General features: G+C 60.7%; 17 protein-coding genes. 7 read left to right on the forward strand and 10 right to left on the reverse strand.

Annotated features, from left to right (window positions below; all coding sequences use genetic code 11):
- Together H0X90_RS02340 and H0X90_RS02345 are read left to right on the forward strand one after the other, a co-directional pair.
- Positions 1 to 732, forward strand: a complete 732-nt coding sequence (locus tag H0X90_RS02340) for a LytTR family DNA-binding domain-containing protein (RefSeq protein WP_077189021.1) — start codon at positions 1 to 3, stop codon at positions 730 to 732.
- Positions 733 to 1,338: 606 nt separating this feature from the next.
- Positions 1,339 to 3,036, forward strand: a complete 1,698-nt coding sequence (locus H0X90_RS02345) for a M4 family metallopeptidase (RefSeq protein ID WP_077189022.1) — start codon at positions 1,339 to 1,341, stop codon at positions 3,034 to 3,036.
- 371 nt (positions 3,037 to 3,407) lie between these two features.
- Here H0X90_RS02345 and H0X90_RS02350 read toward each other — a convergent pair whose 3' ends face one another.
- Positions 3,408 to 3,746 (reverse strand): hypothetical protein, encoded by a 339-nt coding sequence (locus tag H0X90_RS02350; RefSeq protein ID WP_034203555.1) that lies wholly within the window; start codon positions 3,744 to 3,746, stop codon positions 3,408 to 3,410.
- Between H0X90_RS02350 and H0X90_RS02355 the strand changes: the two genes are divergently transcribed.
- The 3 genes from H0X90_RS02355 to H0X90_RS36155 are packed head-to-tail and all read left to right on the forward strand — an operon-like array spanning position 3,724 to position 5,937.
- The gene (locus H0X90_RS02355) at positions 3,724 to 4,254 is read left to right on the forward strand and encodes a hypothetical protein (protein WP_049006594.1); all 531 of its coding nucleotides are present in this window, start codon (positions 3,724 to 3,726) and stop codon (positions 4,252 to 4,254) included. The genes H0X90_RS02350 and H0X90_RS02355 overlap by 23 nt on opposite strands.
- Positions 4,255 to 4,271: 17 nt before the next feature.
- Positions 4,272 to 4,634 carry a hypothetical protein gene (locus H0X90_RS02360; protein ID WP_060264581.1) on the forward strand — a complete coding sequence of 121 codons (363 nt, stop codon included), beginning with the start codon at positions 4,272 to 4,274 and terminating at the stop codon, positions 4,632 to 4,634.
- 40 nt (positions 4,635 to 4,674) lie between these two features.
- Positions 4,675 to 5,937 (forward strand): glycosyltransferase family 9 protein, encoded by a 1,263-nt coding sequence (locus tag H0X90_RS36155; RefSeq protein WP_077189023.1) that lies wholly within the window; start codon positions 4,675 to 4,677, stop codon positions 5,935 to 5,937.
- 53 nt (positions 5,938 to 5,990) lie between these two features.
- Here the strand turns inward: H0X90_RS36155 and H0X90_RS02370 are convergent, their stop codons facing one another.
- The 3 genes from H0X90_RS02370 to H0X90_RS02380 form a co-directional block, all read right to left on the reverse strand.
- Positions 5,991 to 7,580: a tetratricopeptide repeat protein gene (locus tag H0X90_RS02370; RefSeq protein ID WP_077189024.1), complete on the reverse strand. Its 1,590-nt coding sequence runs from the start codon at positions 7,578 to 7,580 to the stop codon at positions 5,991 to 5,993.
- 231 nt (positions 7,581 to 7,811) lie between these two features.
- Entirely contained in the window at positions 7,812 to 7,991 is a 180-nt protein-coding gene (locus H0X90_RS02375; RefSeq protein WP_034203558.1) for a hypothetical protein, read from the reverse strand.
- A 114-nt stretch (positions 7,992 to 8,105) separates the two neighbouring features.
- Entirely contained in the window at positions 8,106 to 8,936 is an 831-nt protein-coding gene (locus tag H0X90_RS02380; protein WP_034203559.1) for an FkbM family methyltransferase, read from the reverse strand.
- A gap of 343 nt (positions 8,937 to 9,279) precedes the next feature.
- On the opposite strand from H0X90_RS02380, the gene H0X90_RS02385 reads away from it, so the two are divergent.
- Positions 9,280 to 9,492, forward strand: a complete 213-nt coding sequence (locus H0X90_RS02385; RefSeq protein WP_034203560.1) for a hypothetical protein — start codon at positions 9,280 to 9,282, stop codon at positions 9,490 to 9,492.
- A 47-nt stretch (positions 9,493 to 9,539) separates the two neighbouring features.
- Here the strand turns inward: H0X90_RS02385 and H0X90_RS02390 are convergent, their stop codons facing one another.
- From H0X90_RS02390 to H0X90_RS02405, 4 genes are read right to left on the reverse strand one after another with little or no spacing between them, the layout of a single operon-like run.
- Entirely contained in the window at positions 9,540 to 9,905 is a 366-nt protein-coding gene (locus H0X90_RS02390) for a hypothetical protein (RefSeq protein ID WP_077189025.1), read from the reverse strand.
- A 5-nt stretch (positions 9,906 to 9,910) separates the two neighbouring features.
- A complete protein-coding gene (locus tag H0X90_RS02395) occupies positions 9,911 to 11,608 on the reverse strand; it encodes a hypothetical protein (protein WP_125346629.1) in 1,698 nt (565 codons plus the stop codon).
- 50 nt (positions 11,609 to 11,658) lie between these two features.
- Complete coding sequence (locus H0X90_RS36160) at positions 11,659 to 13,620, reverse strand: RHS repeat protein (protein WP_077189026.1); 1,962 nt, start codon at positions 13,618 to 13,620, stop codon at positions 11,659 to 11,661.
- 45 nt (positions 13,621 to 13,665) lie between these two features.
- Positions 13,666 to 13,866 (reverse strand): hypothetical protein, encoded by a 201-nt coding sequence (locus H0X90_RS02405; RefSeq protein ID WP_006498202.1) that lies wholly within the window; start codon positions 13,864 to 13,866, stop codon positions 13,666 to 13,668.
- A gap of 502 nt (positions 13,867 to 14,368) precedes the next feature.
- Here H0X90_RS02405 and H0X90_RS02410 point away from each other — a divergent pair.
- The gene (locus H0X90_RS02410) at positions 14,369 to 14,689 is read left to right on the forward strand and encodes a hypothetical protein (protein WP_006498203.1); all 321 of its coding nucleotides are present in this window, start codon (positions 14,369 to 14,371) and stop codon (positions 14,687 to 14,689) included.
- Between the two features lie 71 nt (positions 14,690 to 14,760).
- Here H0X90_RS02410 and H0X90_RS02415 read toward each other — a convergent pair whose 3' ends face one another.
- Together H0X90_RS02415 and H0X90_RS02420 are read right to left on the reverse strand one after the other, a co-directional pair.
- Positions 14,761 to 15,750: an ABC transporter substrate-binding protein gene (locus H0X90_RS02415; RefSeq protein ID WP_077189027.1), complete on the reverse strand. Its 990-nt coding sequence runs from the start codon at positions 15,748 to 15,750 to the stop codon at positions 14,761 to 14,763.
- Positions 15,751 to 15,801: 51 nt separating this feature from the next.
- The gene (locus H0X90_RS02420) at positions 15,802 to 16,146 is read right to left on the reverse strand and encodes a DUF3088 domain-containing protein (RefSeq protein WP_006481897.1); all 345 of its coding nucleotides are present in this window, start codon (positions 16,144 to 16,146) and stop codon (positions 15,802 to 15,804) included.
- Positions 16,147 to 16,376 lie beyond the last annotated feature (230 nt).

Consider the following 16,376-nt stretch of genomic DNA (forward strand, 5'->3'; position numbering starts at 1 on the left):
ATGCCGACAGCCCTGATCGCCGACGACGAACCCAACCTGTCCGCCGAACTTGCCGCGCGCCTCGGTACGCTGTGGCCCGAACTGGAGATCGTCAGGATGCCGCGCAACGGCGTCGACGCGCTCGCGGAGCTCAATGCAAAGCGCCCGGATTTCGCTTTCCTCGACATCCGGATGCCCGGTATCGATGGGCTGAAGATCGCGAGCCTCGTGCCGCACGTGCATGTCGTATTCGTAACGTCCTACGACGAGTACGCGGTTCAGGCATTCGACCAGTCGGCGATCGACTATTTGCTGAAACCCGTGACCGATGATCGCCTCCTCCGCTGCATCGTCAAGCTGCAGCGCGGCGGCCCTGCACCGGCCGACACCGCGCAGTTGGCCGGCGCGCAGGAGCAGCGGGATGCCGCGCCCATTCGATGGTTGACCGTCGGCCTCCGCGACACGACCCGGCTCGTCTCGATCGAGGAGGTGCTGTATTTCCAGGCAGCCGACAAATACACGGAGGTCGTGACTGCGAGCGACCGGCACGTGATCCGCACGCCCCTCAAGGAAATGCTGCAACGGCTCGATACCGAGCGTTTCGCACAGGTGCATCGCGGCGTGATCGTTGCCTATGCGGCGATCGATCACATCGAGCGCGATCTGCTCGGTCGCTTGCGCATCCATTTGCGTGGCAGCTCCGACGTTCTGCCCGTCAGTCGCGCGAGCGCCGGTCTCTTCAAACAGATGTGAAGGCAGTGCACTCGCCGCCGGGCGCTGGAGCGCTCGCATTCACCGCATGCATGCGTTACCTGCTGCTTCGGCAGAAACGAACGGGGCTGCTGGAGTCACTGCAGGGTCCGTGAGGCTGGCCGGTACTGATTTAAATCAAAATGTTCGGGGTCACAATTCAGCGCCCTTACCCCAATCAAGATCAGTCGACGGAAAACTGCACGCAACTTGACGACACCCTCATACATTAAATGACAATAATAAAAAACAATATTTAATGAAACCAATTCCAGTCATTCCGTCAACTCGATCACACGTCACTCGCTCCCCGTCCACTCGACCCGCACCGCGCCCCGCCCATCGCGGCACGTACATCACGGCCCAATCCCCCACACCTCGATGTGCGGCTCCCGACGCGGCTGCCCCACCCGACACGATCATTTCAAATCCCTCACCAAACCCCGACTTGATTAACAGCGGCGACATGAAAAATTAATCCAACAGAAAATATCTTGTAATTATAAAAATCACCTTCTAGCATCCCTCTGCTGTTCGCGACACGTCTTGTTTAAAAGTCATCACTTGATGCATTCCTCGAACAAACCCATTCATAACCTGGGGAATTACATGAAGAAACTGTCTCGACTGCTGCCCATCACCGCGATTACCCTCGCGAGTCTCAGCGCTTTTGCCCAGGCCGGCGACCAGCCGGCCGCGGTCGACAAGGCACTGCAACTGATCCAGCAGAACCCGTCCGCCTTCAGTCTGGCTGCCGGCGGCACGGCACGCACGTTGAAGTTCGCGGGGCCACAAGCAGGCGCACCGACCGACGGCGACCAGTTCCAGGTACGCGACGTGATCGTCGATCCCGACGGCACCGAGCACGTGCGCTTCGACCGCTTCCATGCAGGCCTGCCCGTGATCGGCGGCGACGTGGTCGTCCATTCGAGCAAGGGGCAATTGAAGCAGGCAAGCGTGACCCAGCTCGCGCCGATCAATCTCGCCGGCTCGATCGGCAAGGTCGGAAACCGCGCCGTGATCCGCAACGCACCCGACGTAGGCGCGACGCGCGCCAGGCACATCGCGGCCGCGCGCTTCAACTCCGACGTGCGCCGCGTCGACGACGCGGAACTCGTCGTGTTCGCACGCGACGTCACGCCGACGCTGGCCTATGCGGTGCGCGTCTACGGCAAGGCGACCGAGACCCACGGCGACGCCGTGCTCTACTACGTCGACGCTCGCACCGGCACCCTGCTCGATGCACAGGACCTGATCAAGACCGCCGCCGCGACCGGCACCGGCCGCTCGCTGTACTACGGCAACCTGACGCTCACGACGGACCAGACCGGCACGAACGCGTACCGGACGCTCGATCCGAGCCGCGGCGGCGGCTCGGTCTACGATGGTCGCGGTCTCAGCTCGGACGAGGTCGAGCAAGCGACCGACCTGCCGATCTTCACGAGCAGCACGAACGTGTGGGGCAACAACACGACCACTGACCGGCAGACCGTCGCGGCAGACATCGACTACGGGCTCGCATTGACTTGGGACTACTACAAGACCACGCATAACCGCAACGGCATCTTCAACGACGGCCGCGGTGTGAAGAGCTACGCGCACGTGGTGTTCAATACCGGCAGCGGCACGACGGGCGCGAACGCGGCATGGCTGTCGTCGCGCGTGATGGCGTACGGCGACGGCGAGCCGGGCACGCGCCTGCCGAAACCCGTGGTGTCGGTCGACGTCGCCGGGCACGAGATGAGCCACGGCGTGACCGAGGCCACCGCCAACCTGAACTATTCGGGTGATGCAGGCGGCCTGAACGAATCGACGTCCGACATTTTCGGCACGCTCGTGAAGTTCTACGCGAACAACCCGAACGATCCCGGCAACTACGTGATCGGCGCGCGCGTGGTGAGTGGCGGCCTGCGCAAGATGTACAAGCAGGATCTCGACGGCCGGTCGTTCAGCTGCTACCCGTCCGGCGGCTTCTCGTGGTCGAATCCGCGCCACGATCCGCATTTCACGTCGGGGGTCGGCAACCGCTTCTTCTACCTGCTGTCGGAAGGCCCGTCGGTGCCGCCGACCGACACCGGCCTGTCGAGGACGCAACTGGTCTGCAACGGCGACACGACCTTCAGCGGGCTGGGCCGCGACAAGGCCGGCAAGATCTGGTACCGGACGCTGACCGTGTACCTGAACGCCAACTCGAGCTACCCGAACGCGCGGCGTGCGTCGATCCAGGCCGCGAACGACCTGTATGGCGCGAACTCGGCCGAAAGCGCGACGGTCGCCCGCGCGTGGAGTGCGGTCGGGGTGAATTGACCGTGCGTGTATGAACGCGTCGGACGCCGGCAGTCGCGTGGCGGGATTTCGTTTCGGAGGAAAGCGATTCGGTCGTGGTCACGCGGCGTTCGGGTGAATGACGAGAAGGGGCCGGCCGACCGCCTGCACGAGCAGGCGGTCGAGCGGCAGTTAGTGCGTAATTGCTTCCGCGCTCAACCGACAGCCGAGCCTTTGGTGCTACATCGGTTTCAACACGTTTCTACAAAACCCGCTCGATCGTCGAACCGCTTTGCTACACTGCCTGACATTTACTGCCCGTCATGCGGATTGTTTCCGGAAAATTCGAAATCGGTCGATTTCAAGTGCATTCGTCATAAATAACTTGCACTCCCAAATCGTTCGTACCTCATTCATCCATACCAAAGGATTCCAGATTTATGGCCGTCGATCTGCAGGCGTCTCAATCTCTTCAAGCGCGTCTCGATCGTCTCTTGAGTTTTCTGGATGAGGATTCGCGTAATCTCAGCCTGCTTGCCGATACCGCGGCGGCTGCATTCGACGCCGGCCAGTTTCACCTCTGCAATGAATTGCTGTCGCGTTACGAAGCGATTCAGCCGCTCTCGCCGTCGCTCGTCAATACGAGGGGCCTGTCGGCCATGTCCGAAGGTCGATTTGAAGCCGCACTGGCCGATTTCCGCGCACTCGCCGAACACGATGCGAATCCGGATGGCCGTGCCGGTGGAAGCCATGCGATCCAGCGACGAGGCGGCGCTCCACGCGTTGAACAACGCACTCGAGCGCTGGCCCGACGACTATCGCCTGTGGTTCCTGCGTGGCGCGGTTCATGCCGGATCGCAGCACTACGAGGCTGCAAGAAGCGATTTCGATGCATCGCAGCAACTGACGCCCGATTTCCCGATCGCGGGCTTCATGCTCGACTTTCTCCACTTGACTCACGGTCACGTCGATCGTGCAGTCGAGGCATGGCGGCCGCTCGACGCGCTGCCAGCTAACGATACGCTGCGCGTGCTGAAAACCGGCTTGCTGAATCTCGTGGACGACCGCTTCGCGCTGGCCGGCGAGCAACTGCGTGCGGGCATCGCATCGAATACGAAATACCCGCTGATCAATCGCTATATTGTTGACGTGCTACAGCATGTCGAGTCGATCGTCGGTGCGGCGCCTGCCGGCCACGCACCATCCGAAAAGACAGGTGTCCTTTTGGAAATCGATCCGGCGTATTCCGCGCCCCGCTGACAGGCTTTTCCATCGCCATGATTTCCCGCACCACGCTCGACCAGCTCACCGAGATACTGCGCAGCGAGCTCGACAAGAAGGCCCGTGCGCGGCCGGGCGCCGCAGGCGCGACGTCGGCCGGCAGTACGACACCGAAAGGCGGCCCGCGCCCGTTGGGCGAAACGCTCCGGGCGCATATCGACCAGTTGCTCGCAGCGGGCGTGACCGACGAGTTCCAGTTGACGCGCGCCGCGGTCGAGCATGTGCTGCACCGGCAATTCGGCGACGAGCAGGTCAACGATCCGACGTTTCAGTCGATTGCGAACCGGGTGGCGCAAGCCATCCTGGAAGATGACAGCCTCAAGGACGACCTGATGGCCGCGTTTGCACGCCGCAAGTAATGCTCGTCAAACTGAGCGAACGCACTTCACCGGGGGTAAAGTGACAAGCGACTACACCGTGCTCGACAGCGCATACGAGATCTATCTCCGCGACAAATCCCCGAGCGCCGGACTCGCGCTGTGTCGGGCGCTCAGACTCTCCGGTCACGCGGAAGAAGCCATACGGGTGTTGAAAGAACTCGCGGACAGCGTTGACGATCCGTTTTTTCGCGCGCAGATCGGTATCGACATGAACCTTCTCGGTCTTTTCTCGCAGGCCGAACCTCTATTGAGTCAATCGCTCTCGGTGCTTCACCACGAACCTGATCGGCGAGCCTTGACAGCTGAACTCCTGATCTCGCAGTACGCTCAAGGCCGTTTTCGCGAAGCTCACACGCTTAATCGGCGCTCGCGCGATGCTTGGGGGAGAGCCGGCGTGGTTTCAAATATTTATCCGTCTCATACCAGCGAGTATCAGCGGATTGTCAACAAACTGCTTCGATGCGACGAATCTGTCGCCGGGAAGCGTGTCCTCATCATCCAGGAGGGCGGCCTTGGCGACGTGCTCATGTTCTCCCGGTACCTGTACGCGTTACGGGATGAAGGTGCGGCGGGTATCGTATTGCAGGCGCCAGCCATACTCGCTCCGGTACTCGCCACCTATCACTGGGTCACGCTGGTCGAGAATGCCGGCGATGCAATCGATCAAAGCGATTGCATCATCTGCACCTTCGATCTCTTTGTCCGGTATCAAAAAACGCCGTACTTCCCGAGCTGGGGGGAGCCGTACGTACAAGCGCCGGCTGGACGGGAAATGGCGCCCCTTGCGAGTGCCACTTTCCGCAATCGACGCCATGGCGTTCGCGAGATAGGTTTGATCTGGCGCAGCAATACTGCGGTGCGGCATGAGCCGTATCGATCTATCTCGCTGGAGCAGTTCGCACCGTTGTTCAGTTCGTCGGAATGTCGTTTTCATGCGCTACAGTTCGGCAAGATCACCGACGACGAGCATAGGCTGCTGGATCAACACGGCATCGGCATCCTCGGTCACGAGCTGCGCGATCTCGGCGATACGGCCGTCATTCTCAATGAGCTCGATTTATTGATCACGGTGGATACGGGCCCGGCTCACCTCGCTGGGGCGCTTGGGCGGCCAGTATGGGTGTTGCTGTCGGCGGCATGCGACGAGCGCTGGTACAACAGCCATCGCGATACGCCGTGGTACAGGTCCATGCAGCTATATCGGCAAGCAAGATTGGGCGACTGGAGCAGACCGGTAACAGAGATGGCGGATGCGTTGGCTGGCGATGACGCAATAGGGTGATCGCTGTGCGTGAATCTTTTTGATGTCCCGCCTCGACGATGGCGTGCTGGCCGTCATTCCATGCGACGCAAAACTTCCCGCTCCGATCGCAGTGCGTCACGAACAGCCTCGGTGACGCTCCGCCAGTTTCCGGGCGCCGCCTGACGGAAAATACGGACATTCGGATACCAAGGCCCTACGTCGCCTTTCGCGCCCCAACGCCACTCCGGCGCCCCAAGCATGACCCACGCAGGCAAACCCAAGGCGCCCGCCAGATGCACGGGCGCCGAGCAGATCGAGATGGTTAGATCCAGGGACGTCGCAAATACGGCCGTGTCGTAAAGATCGTTCCATTCACCGGATAGGTTGAGGACCGACAATCCGCTCCGTGCCGCAAAATCCGGCTCGATCGGATGTTTCTGCAGCACGAACCAGTCGACGTTCTCAATTTCGGCCAATGGACGGAGATCTTCCGGTGCAAGGCTGCGCGCCCGTCCCGCAAAATAATTGGGCGACGTGTCCCAGCACAAGCCGATGCGCAGACGGCCCGATGCCCGACGGCGGTCGGCCAGGGCGTTGGCGACATCCCGATCTTTCAGCTTGATATAGCCGTCACGGTAGACCGGCACCTCTCCATCTATCGCCCCCAGTCTCGCGGGCAGCAAGTTTTCGAAGATCCAGTAATCGTAGTTGCCCCAAATCTCGACAGGCCAGGCCCCCAAAAGCTCGTCGACGCCCTCGAGATCACGCAGCAGTTGCATCAGTTCCGGTTTGACGCAGAGCGTGACATGGGCACCCGCTGCCTTCAAGTTCCGGGCGTAACGTGCGTACATCAGGCAATCGCCGAGGCCGAGATGGCTGACCACCAGAAGGCGCTTGCCCTGGAGAGGTTGCCCGCGCCATAAGCGATCGTGATAGGTGGTCATTGCCGGGGGACCGCTACGCAGCGGCTCAATATCCGCGAGCATTTCATAGCGGCGCCACCCTGCTTTCGTGTCGCCCAGCAACAAAAGCAGATTCGCAAGCGGAAAGAGGACATCGCCTCGGTACGGATCGTGTTCGGCGGCTCGATACAGATAGCTGAGACTCTCTTCCGGGCGCCCCAACAGGTAAAGCGAGATCCCGCCTTGCACGAGCGTGCCGACATCTGCAGGGTACTGCTCGAGGATGGCGCGCGCGATCTGGACTGCGCCTTCATGATCGTCGAGAAATCGATGACGTGCCCTCAATACGATCCCCGGATCGCCAAATTCAGCCGCCTTCGCACCATGTTCACGGGACGCATCGAAATCGAGCATTTGAAAACTTGCGTCGGCCAGCATCAGATGCAACTCGGCGTTCGAAGGAAATGCCGCCACCCCTGCTTTCAGGCTTGCGATGGCGGCTGCACGATCATTCAGGTGATTGAAGCAAACAAGCGCCTTGGTACGCCACGGAATGGCCGATTTAGGCGTCGCAGCGATCGCGCGGTCGCAGACCTCCAGCGCTTTTCCAGCACGGCCCGCGCGCAGTAGCACATCGACGCAGGACAGGAGGACTCTGTCGTCATGGGGATGCTTTTCGCAAAAAACCTGAAGAAGATCCGCCGCTTTGTCGAACTGCCCAGCGGCTTCTGCTTCGCGCGCCTGTGCGGCGACGATACTGAATTCGTCATCAAACGACATCTCATGATCCGGTCGGCAGTCGAACTAAAACTAGCCTCGACATCAGGTTATTCTGTAGTTGCCAATTCGTCTGCGACGACGCTACGCGCTCGCCGGTTGTTCCCGCCTTGAATTCTAGATGCCGCAGCCCGCTCGGATCGACACATCCCAGTAAATTATTGTTAAATCCAACTGCTGGTTATCGACAGCGCGTGACTGATCGGCTCCATAAATCCTGGACACAAACGAAGGTTAGTGTTTCGGAGGCAATTTTCCCAACAGGAACGGGAGGTTGACGATGAAGCCCACGCAATAGTCGGTAGAGCAGATCGCAACCGCCCTCGCGCGCGTGCAGACCTTGCGCAGTTCCGTGCGTTGCTCCTCGATAAATCGTTCGGCCGCCCCTTTGAGGATGTCGCGAGGGATATCCATTTTGCGCGCCCATCGTCCATTCATATCGCCTAAGTCGAAAACATGGACGTCACTTCGTCGCTACGCCTGATTTCCCTCTCAACTGCGCCGCTCCTCTACAGTGAGAAACCAACGTCACACAGTAACAAACAGAACGTTTTCCTCATTCACCCAGAAACGTTTGAGTAATTCGCTATCATCGGCTGGTACCGCAAGCATGTTGAGGCCCGCGTCGAAAAAGCGGTAATCGTACTCACCGAGCAGATCTTTGATGCGCTGCGCGTCAGTCTTGAGCGTCTCCACCCAGATCAATGGCCGAAATGTCTTGATGATTAAGCGCGCTCCCATCAATACATCGATCTCCATCGATTCAACATCGATCTTCAGCAGGTCGACCCTCTTCAGATTCAAACCATCGAGGGTGATCTGACGAACCTGTCGTCCCGTCTCCGGTGTGTAATCGACGGATTGCCCAATCGACAACATCGACGTCGCAGGCTCCTTGATCTCTAGGCTGCCGTACGAACCCGGCTGAGAGTAGTTCACACTCGGGATCGTGATGACTTCATCTGCCGCGCCGAGCGCAACTCCGTGCGCCTGAACATTAAAAAGATTGTTTAGGGCAATGTTGCCGGCAAGGGCATAAAAAATGAAGTCTTGCGGCTCGAAGGCGTGCACTGTCCCCCAATGCGTCATCATGCGACCGGCCTCTATTGAAAATACGCCGATATTAGCCCCGCAATCGAGGAATACAACACCGTCGCCTAACCTCTGTCGCTGCACGCGCAGGAGCGACAGTAAGAATTCAACCTCCGATCCGTCGAACGAGCCCGTTTCGAGCAGGTTAAAACCGACGCCATAGCAAGGTCGTCCGTCGACCATCGCATAATCGTTGCGATTGACGATTAGCGGACCGTGGTTGGTCGCAGCAAGAATGAACGCTGTAGGGCGCTGCTCCGAGAACATGGTGGCCTCCTGTCGAATCCGGTGATTTAAACATAGCTCGAGTCGGAGGTGTCGAAGTCTTAGGTGAACGAGCAAGTATGGCTACCTTTTCCCGACTAGCCGCCGCGCACATGCGCGACAGCAAGGTGACACGGTCGTCGGCGCGCGCTCGATGTGGTGCAATCTGCACCATGCCGCAAAGCTCCGTCCGTATTGGCTCAGCGCGATCCGCAGCCGCCGCAGTTCGTTTCTCCGCTCGGGAATGTGGTGCGCCTCAAACCCGCGCCACGCTTGGCTGAGCGCCGTTTCGCACGCGGTTTGGTACGTGCGTCATGTCTGTGCAATTTCCAAGGAGTGGTGCGTTTTGGACCAACACGAGATTTACGCTGCAAACACGGTCGACGACGGCGCGACGGCCGGTACTCGAATTCGGCAATTACCATCCTCGACGACGGCCACCACGAACGAGGAACATCGCGTCATCGCCGACGACTGGCTGCGTCGCGCAATCGACGGAATCCGCGTAATGCACCTCAATGACGACGAGCGCCGGCGCGTCGCGGAGAGGCTTTTCTGACGCATTGAGCTCAGATGCAACAACGCCCGCTTGCGCGGGCGCTTTCTCTACGGCTTGAAGCGATCATAGAAGTTCGCGTCATACCAATTTTCGTCAAATGCGAGCAACTGCTTGCGAAGAACGTGGCGCACCCGTTCACTACGTTCACTATCTAACCAAGCTTGAATAGCCTCACGCACCTCAGGCCATTTCAACTCGTGCATGCAATATTCGACTAACTCCGGCGGCCCTTTCTCCGGGTCGCGGAGCACGTCGAGGAATGCAGTTGCGAACTCGAAACGTTGATCGAGATGGCTCTGCACAAAGCTCAGCACAACCTCCAAAGCTGGCTCAAGTGGTTGGTCCATGGCATTCTCAGCTATGAATTCCGCATGTGCCGCAAGTTTGAAGAATTCGTCAATGGTCGTGTTCATCTGCTTCACTTGAAGGTACGTTCAATGTACAGCCCATCGACATTGAAACCAAGGCTTCTAAACGCCTGCTCCGCAGCACTCTGCGCTGCAGCTCCACTCGGACGATAGTGGCCCGAGAAATTATCAATAAATTTAAGCTGGCCACCATGTACACCAAATTCACCGGCGGCCAAGACTGGCTGACCACCCGCCAGATCGATATGGCCTTGATTGATATTGTTTCGTCCAACGACGAGCGATCCATCCTGAGTAACGACATATGCCAGTCTTCGCTGGCTCATTGTTGCCAGTTGTTCATTCGGAATAATCTTTGCAGCTTGGGGAATGTCTTCAGGGAATAGATTGCTGAATGTTCTAGCGGCAACCGGACCGTCAGGCACAATGCCAAACCTAAGGCCCGGCGTCGCGCGCACAACCAATTGATCAATTTGCGGCCCAAATGCCTCGCCTGCGAATCGCAGCGCACCGGGTGCCTTAGCAGCCAGCGGCGCAGCGCTGAGTGCCACCTCCCACGGCCTCGTCGGCACCGCACCAGAAATCACATCACCCAAAGCACGCTGCGCACCGGCTAAGCCACTGAGCCCAACAGCGTCGAGCCCGTCGGCCATCATCGCGTTGCCGCGTCGAACAGTATCGGCGAGCGCTTGCAGCGGTTGAATTGGGCGATCAAGCCACTGCGCAGCTCGGCTCAGCGTTGAATCGTTGCTCCAGCCACCACGCCCCGGATCAAATCCGCCCGCATCGTCCGACCAGTCGTTCGCTCCGCGACCCAAATCGAACCCAGCCAGACCGCTGCGAGTCGCTGCTGCTTGACGCGCGGCCACCGCGTGTTCGGCTCGCTGCTGAGCCAGGGCCCAGTTCGCCGATCCTGCAAACTCCGATCCGAGTCGCTGCTTGAGCGCTGCATTTTCAGCACGCGAGGCGGCAAGCGCGTCATTGGCCAGTTGACCAAACTGATCTTGCAAACCACCAACGAAGGCCTGTTCCCGGAGCCCTGCATCCAGTTGCAGATTCCAGTTCGCCTGATTCGCAAACTGCTGTTCGGGATCCCCGCCATAGGCGCGGACCGCGTTGGCCGTCATCGCATTGACGTCGCTACCTGGACCATACAACGAGCTTGCGCTCGAAGTCGGCCGGCTCGCCATCTCCTCCGAAACCATATTGCCAACGGTGCTGGCCACCGCGTCTGCGGCGATTGCCCCAATGTTGCGCCCCAGGCTCCCACCACGAACCAGAGTACTTGCAACCCCCGCGCTCAACCCGCCCGCTACACCACTCGCAAACCGGCCCAAGTCAGCACCGACACCTGCCCCGATCACCGTCTTCCCGACCTGCTCGCCTACGCCGTATCCTACACCAGACGCAATCGCACTGGCCGCCACGCCTTTCCAGTCAAATCGTTCCTGCAGCCCCGTTACTACCCCGATGCCCTGCGTCGCAGCTGACCTTACGGCACCTTGAGCCGCTGCACTCCACGCGCTACCCGGCGCACCTGCCGCGGCACCAATGCCCGCAGTGACGCCTGCCGATATAGCACCCAACGTGATGCTTGCAAAATTCAAGCCGTGCTGTTCACCACCGGCGATCATCACGCCCTGGCTTGCCAGCGCACCCGCTGCACCACCAATACCCGCAGCGACCGCCCCGGACGTCGCACCCAGCGTGCCACCGGTCACGCTGCCCGACAACGTCGCCACGCCCAAGCTACCCAATCCACCACCTGCCGTTGCACCGGCCCCGGTTGCCGTCACACCTAGCAATTCGGACGCCGCGCCGGCGGTGTATAGCCGTTGGCGTCGTACGTGTAACGCTCAGTCCGGCCGTCTTTCGCGTACACAGCCAACACCCGTTCACCCGCGGCGTTATAGCCAAGTTGTATGCCGTCTCCGCCGAGCGTTCCCTTCACGATCGAAACGCTCGTATCGTTCGGATCCGTTGCACGCGCACCCGACAGGCTGCCCATCGACACTGTGAATCGGTTCAGCACATCGTATTCGTACCAGTACTCCTGCTCCCGGTCGTGATAGCCGACCATGTCGGTGTACTTCGCGAGCATCCGGCGGCGATTGCCCACCGCGTCGTACTCGTAGTACACCTTGTACGCGTCATCCTCGATCGCAGTCACCCGGTTCAACGCGTCGTACTTCACGCGAGATTGCGCGAACACAAATACATCGCCGAAATTCGAGAAGTACTCGGCCGTGCGATTGCCGTCACCATCGTATTCGTACAGCGATTGCGTCTTCGTCGCGTTATCCTGGATCGAGCGCACCAGCCCGTTCGAGTAGTACGTGTAGTCGACGTCCTGGCCACTCGTTCCCGACTGTTTCGTCAGCAGGCCCGCCCAGTTGTACTGGTACTGGAACACGTGCCCACCGAGGTCCGTGTGCTTCATCAAGCGACCGAACTGGTCGTTCTCGTCGACCGTTGTCATGCCGTTGGCGTTGGTCGTCGTGCGAATCCAGCCGCCCGCGGTCGCCGCTCCGGCCGAGCCCATGCTCGTGGCCCACTTATAGTCATACTTGACTTCGCGACCCGCTGCGCTGATCGTCTTTACCACCCGCCCATCGACGTCGTAGAACGTACGCTCGCGGCCGCCCTGCGCATCGGTATGTGCAATACGCCGATCCAGTGCATCGTATTCGTAGCGGTCGATGCTCCGTTGGCCATCCGCCAGCGCCGGCCGATCGACTTCGATCAGGCGGTTCATTTTGTCGTAACGGTAGTCCGTCCGACGATTCAGCTCATCGATCGTCGTTCGCAGATTGCCGAATACGTCGTACTGCATCACCTTGCTGAACCCCAGTGCATCCCATGTCCGGGCGACCGTGGCCTTGGCAGACCCGTAGTTCCACTGCTGGGTAGTCAGGTTGCCGTTGGCATCCTTCAACCCGACCAGGTTGCCGGTGAGGTCGTAGTAAAAGCGCGTGTCCGGCTCGACTTCGACCTGTGCGCCATTCGCGAGCGTCACGCTGACCTTCGGCTCGTGCTTGAGCGTCAGATACCCCATCGTGTTGTATGACGAGGTCGTCCAGTTGCCGCGGCCGTCACGTTCGGCCGACACCTCGCCGAATGCGTTGTGCTGCTGCAAACGGTCGATCGTCATGTCCTTCGCTGTCTCGTCGATCACGCCGACGATATCAACGTTCGTCACCGGGTTGTTGCGCGTACCCGTCAGGAAATAGCTCTGGCGTTCAGTCAACACTGTGCCGTTCGCATCCTTGGCCAGGTAGCGATATTCGAACTCGGCTCGCGTGGGCAGCGCCGATGCGTCGAACAGGAAGCGCCCCAGTGCGTCGCGCGTCAGCGTCATCTCGGTAAACGGGCGATCGAATGCCTGGTCCTTCGCCGTGGATTGACGGTAGTACAACGTGATCGTGTTGACGTTCGTCAGCGGCTGGCCGTCCGCACCGACCGGCTTGAATTCGAAAATGCTCGGTCGCTCACTACCCGTCAACGTGACCTGCGCATTGCCCACCGTACCGACGGTGATGTCGCCGGCGCCCATCGCCAGCGGTACGCCGGCAGCATCGTAAGCTGTGTACTTGATCGCGTAGCCATACGACTGGCCCGGTTGCGGGATCAGGCCGCCAGCCTGGACATCCCAGGTGAACTCCCCATTACCCATGCGCGTGATGCGCGAATAGCGTGTCGTGCCGTCCTGCACCCACGACACCATGATGTAATCGGTGTCGGCAGGTTGCGAATGGAACACGATCGTCGATTTCAGATCGGCGAGGTAGTTCGTGCTGAACGACGGCTAGCCATTCCCTCCCGGCAATCCGACCGAGCTCAGCACGGCATCGAGCTTCTGACCCGCTGCGCTGTACAGGTCGAGCTCCACGTCGAGGTTGCCCGGCGCGTATCCCGACAGGTCGATCGAGAATGCGCCCGTGGCCGGATCGCGCCAGAGCGTTCGCTCTTCGTTCCATGTGGCGCCGCCCTGTGGACGCATCTTCACGACGATGTGGTCGGCAAGATGTAGCGCGGAATCGCGCGCCGAGTAGAGGTTCAGGGTTTGCGGCGACGTCCAGATGTAACTTCCGGATGCATCGGCCAGGAAACCGGCGCGGCTGCTTTCCTCGTAAGTGGGGATCGGCGACGAAGTTAACGATCGCTACCATGCGCTTGTTCTCCCGTATTCGGTGTGGTTGCCGCGTGGCCGGATGGGCCGGATACGGCTTTCATGCGGGAGTTATCCGAAGCGAGAGAAATTCGTTTAGCGATCCGTCCAAAAAGTTACATTTTGTTACAAACAGGTCGAGTGAAGTCGAAATACGCTCACCGCCGAACATTTGTTAAATAGCTTGAATAACCGCCAACGGACCGACAATTTGCCTTAACATCCGGCCGTCATATCGGTTCGTGTCAAACACGGTCGACCGACCGTCACGTATCGCGCCGATGATTTTTCTGCCGGAGCCCCATCCGGCCACCGATTTCACCCGCCCCCAGGACCGACCATGTTCCAGACTCCGGGAGATTCCTTCGTCAACGGCTCGTTGCTGGGCCTGTGCGTCGAGGTGCCGCTTGCCGCGCTGGTTTCGCTGGCGATGCACGGCGTCGACTGGAACGGCCCGCGCGTCGCGATGCTCATCGCCACGCCCGTGCTGATCGCGTGCATTGCGCTGCTGACGCGTCCGGTCGCACTGAGCACGGTCTGGAAGCACAAGCGCTCGCCGTTCGTGCTCGACGACAACGTTCGCGCATCGATCTACGGCCGGCTCTGCGGGATCGCGCTCGGCGTGGTATTCGGCATCATGGTCGCGACGACGTTCTCCTGATCCGGTCGAGCCTGATCGTCCGACGAAATTTGCATCACCGCTGACCCGCCCGCGCCTTCCGCTTCATCGCATCACCCCGCCGCAACCACCGAATTGAACGACGTGTCCCACAACGGCGCGACATGGGCCGGCCCGTCCAGCACGCCGATGCGGGCAAACACGTCCGCGACCTGCTGGTGCTGCGCGACCACGTCGGGCGTCACCGGCAGCAATGCGTAGTCCTCGCTGCGCTGGTCGAACATCGTGACGAGATCGGCAACCGGCACGCGGGTCTCGCGATTCTGCGCGAGCGCATAGTCGCGGAAATGCCCGTTCGCCCACGCATACGCACGTCGAAACCGCAGCAGCAGATCGCCCGTCGCCGCGCGGCGACGCGCATCGTCGAGTGTGCGCGGATTCGCGTACACCGGAAAATTGCCCGACAGATACCCCTTCCCCGTCTTCAGCACACGGGCGTCGTAGCGATTGCGCGCGAGCTGGCCGTTGTAGCCGTAGATCGCCCACGCATCGATGTCGCCGCGATCGTACGCGGACAGCCCGTCGGTCGGCGACAGGTTGATCGGCTGGATGTCGTCGAAGGTCAGGCCGGCTTCCGCCAGCTGTCGATACAGGAAATAGTGCGACGTCGTCGCGCGCACGTAGCCGACGCGCTTGCCCTTCAGGTCGGCGATGCCGCGGATCGGCGTGTCCTTGCGCGCGAGCGTGACCTGGTTGTTCAGGTCTTCGCGCACACGCGAGATGAATTTCACATTGGCTTTCTGGCGGGCGGCGAACACGGCCGGAATTTCGCTACCCGAACCGATATCGAGCGCATCGGCGTTGAGGGCCTCGATATGCAGCACGCCGTTGTTCAGTTCGCGCCAGTCGATCCGGTACGGCGTATCGGCGAGCCCGGCCGCCTGCAGCAGCGCGCGCCAGCCGCCCTTGTAGGTTGCGACGCGCAACGTCGTGCCGGCCAGATCGGCGTCGGCGGCCGGCGCGGCGAACGCGGCCAATGGGTGCGCCACGACCGCGGCGCCGGCAAGCAGCAGACGGCGACGTGCCGCCGACATTGACGACATCGGATGCTCCTGTCGATCGGATGGAAAGGGATCGGAAGTGGAACCGCTGCGTCAATGCAGCGCCGGAAACCCGTGGCGCTCGGCCAGCAGTTCGAGGATGCGGCGTGCGTCGGTGACGAAGCGCACGTCGCCGAGCGTCTGCGCGTCGTCCGGCGCGGGCCGGTCGCGACCCAGCACGAGCACCGGCAGGCCCTGGTGTGCGTCGTCGAGTGCGTCGATCACCGCGGGCCGCGGCCGCTCGAAACCAACGCGCTTCACGTCGAGACGCGCGGCAAGATCGGGCGCGCTCGCCAGCAGCCCCTCGATCGGCAATCCATGCGGACACACGAAGCGCTGGCCCGGATGCTTCGGATCGGCAAAGCCCGGTTCCAGCAGAAACAGCACATCGCGACTCATGTCAAACGGCTCCTTTTTTCGTCGATCGTCCCGATCGGGAAGCATTCGTACGCCTGTACGCGCTGCTGTTCCCGCGGCATGCCGGCCACCGGCCGGATGCCAGACTCTACCGTCGCACCTCGCACGGCCCTACCAACGTTTTGCGGAATCGATATGCAAACGCGCATAGCGCATCGGCCGGTCGTCGCCTAGCCGGACGTTGCGTAAACGCATCGTCATGCGAACGACGG

The sequence above is a fragment of the Burkholderia sp. 9775_39 genome, assembly GCF_015712225.1.
GTDB classification, from domain to species: Bacteria; Pseudomonadota; Gammaproteobacteria; order Burkholderiales; family Burkholderiaceae; genus Burkholderia; species Burkholderia cenocepacia.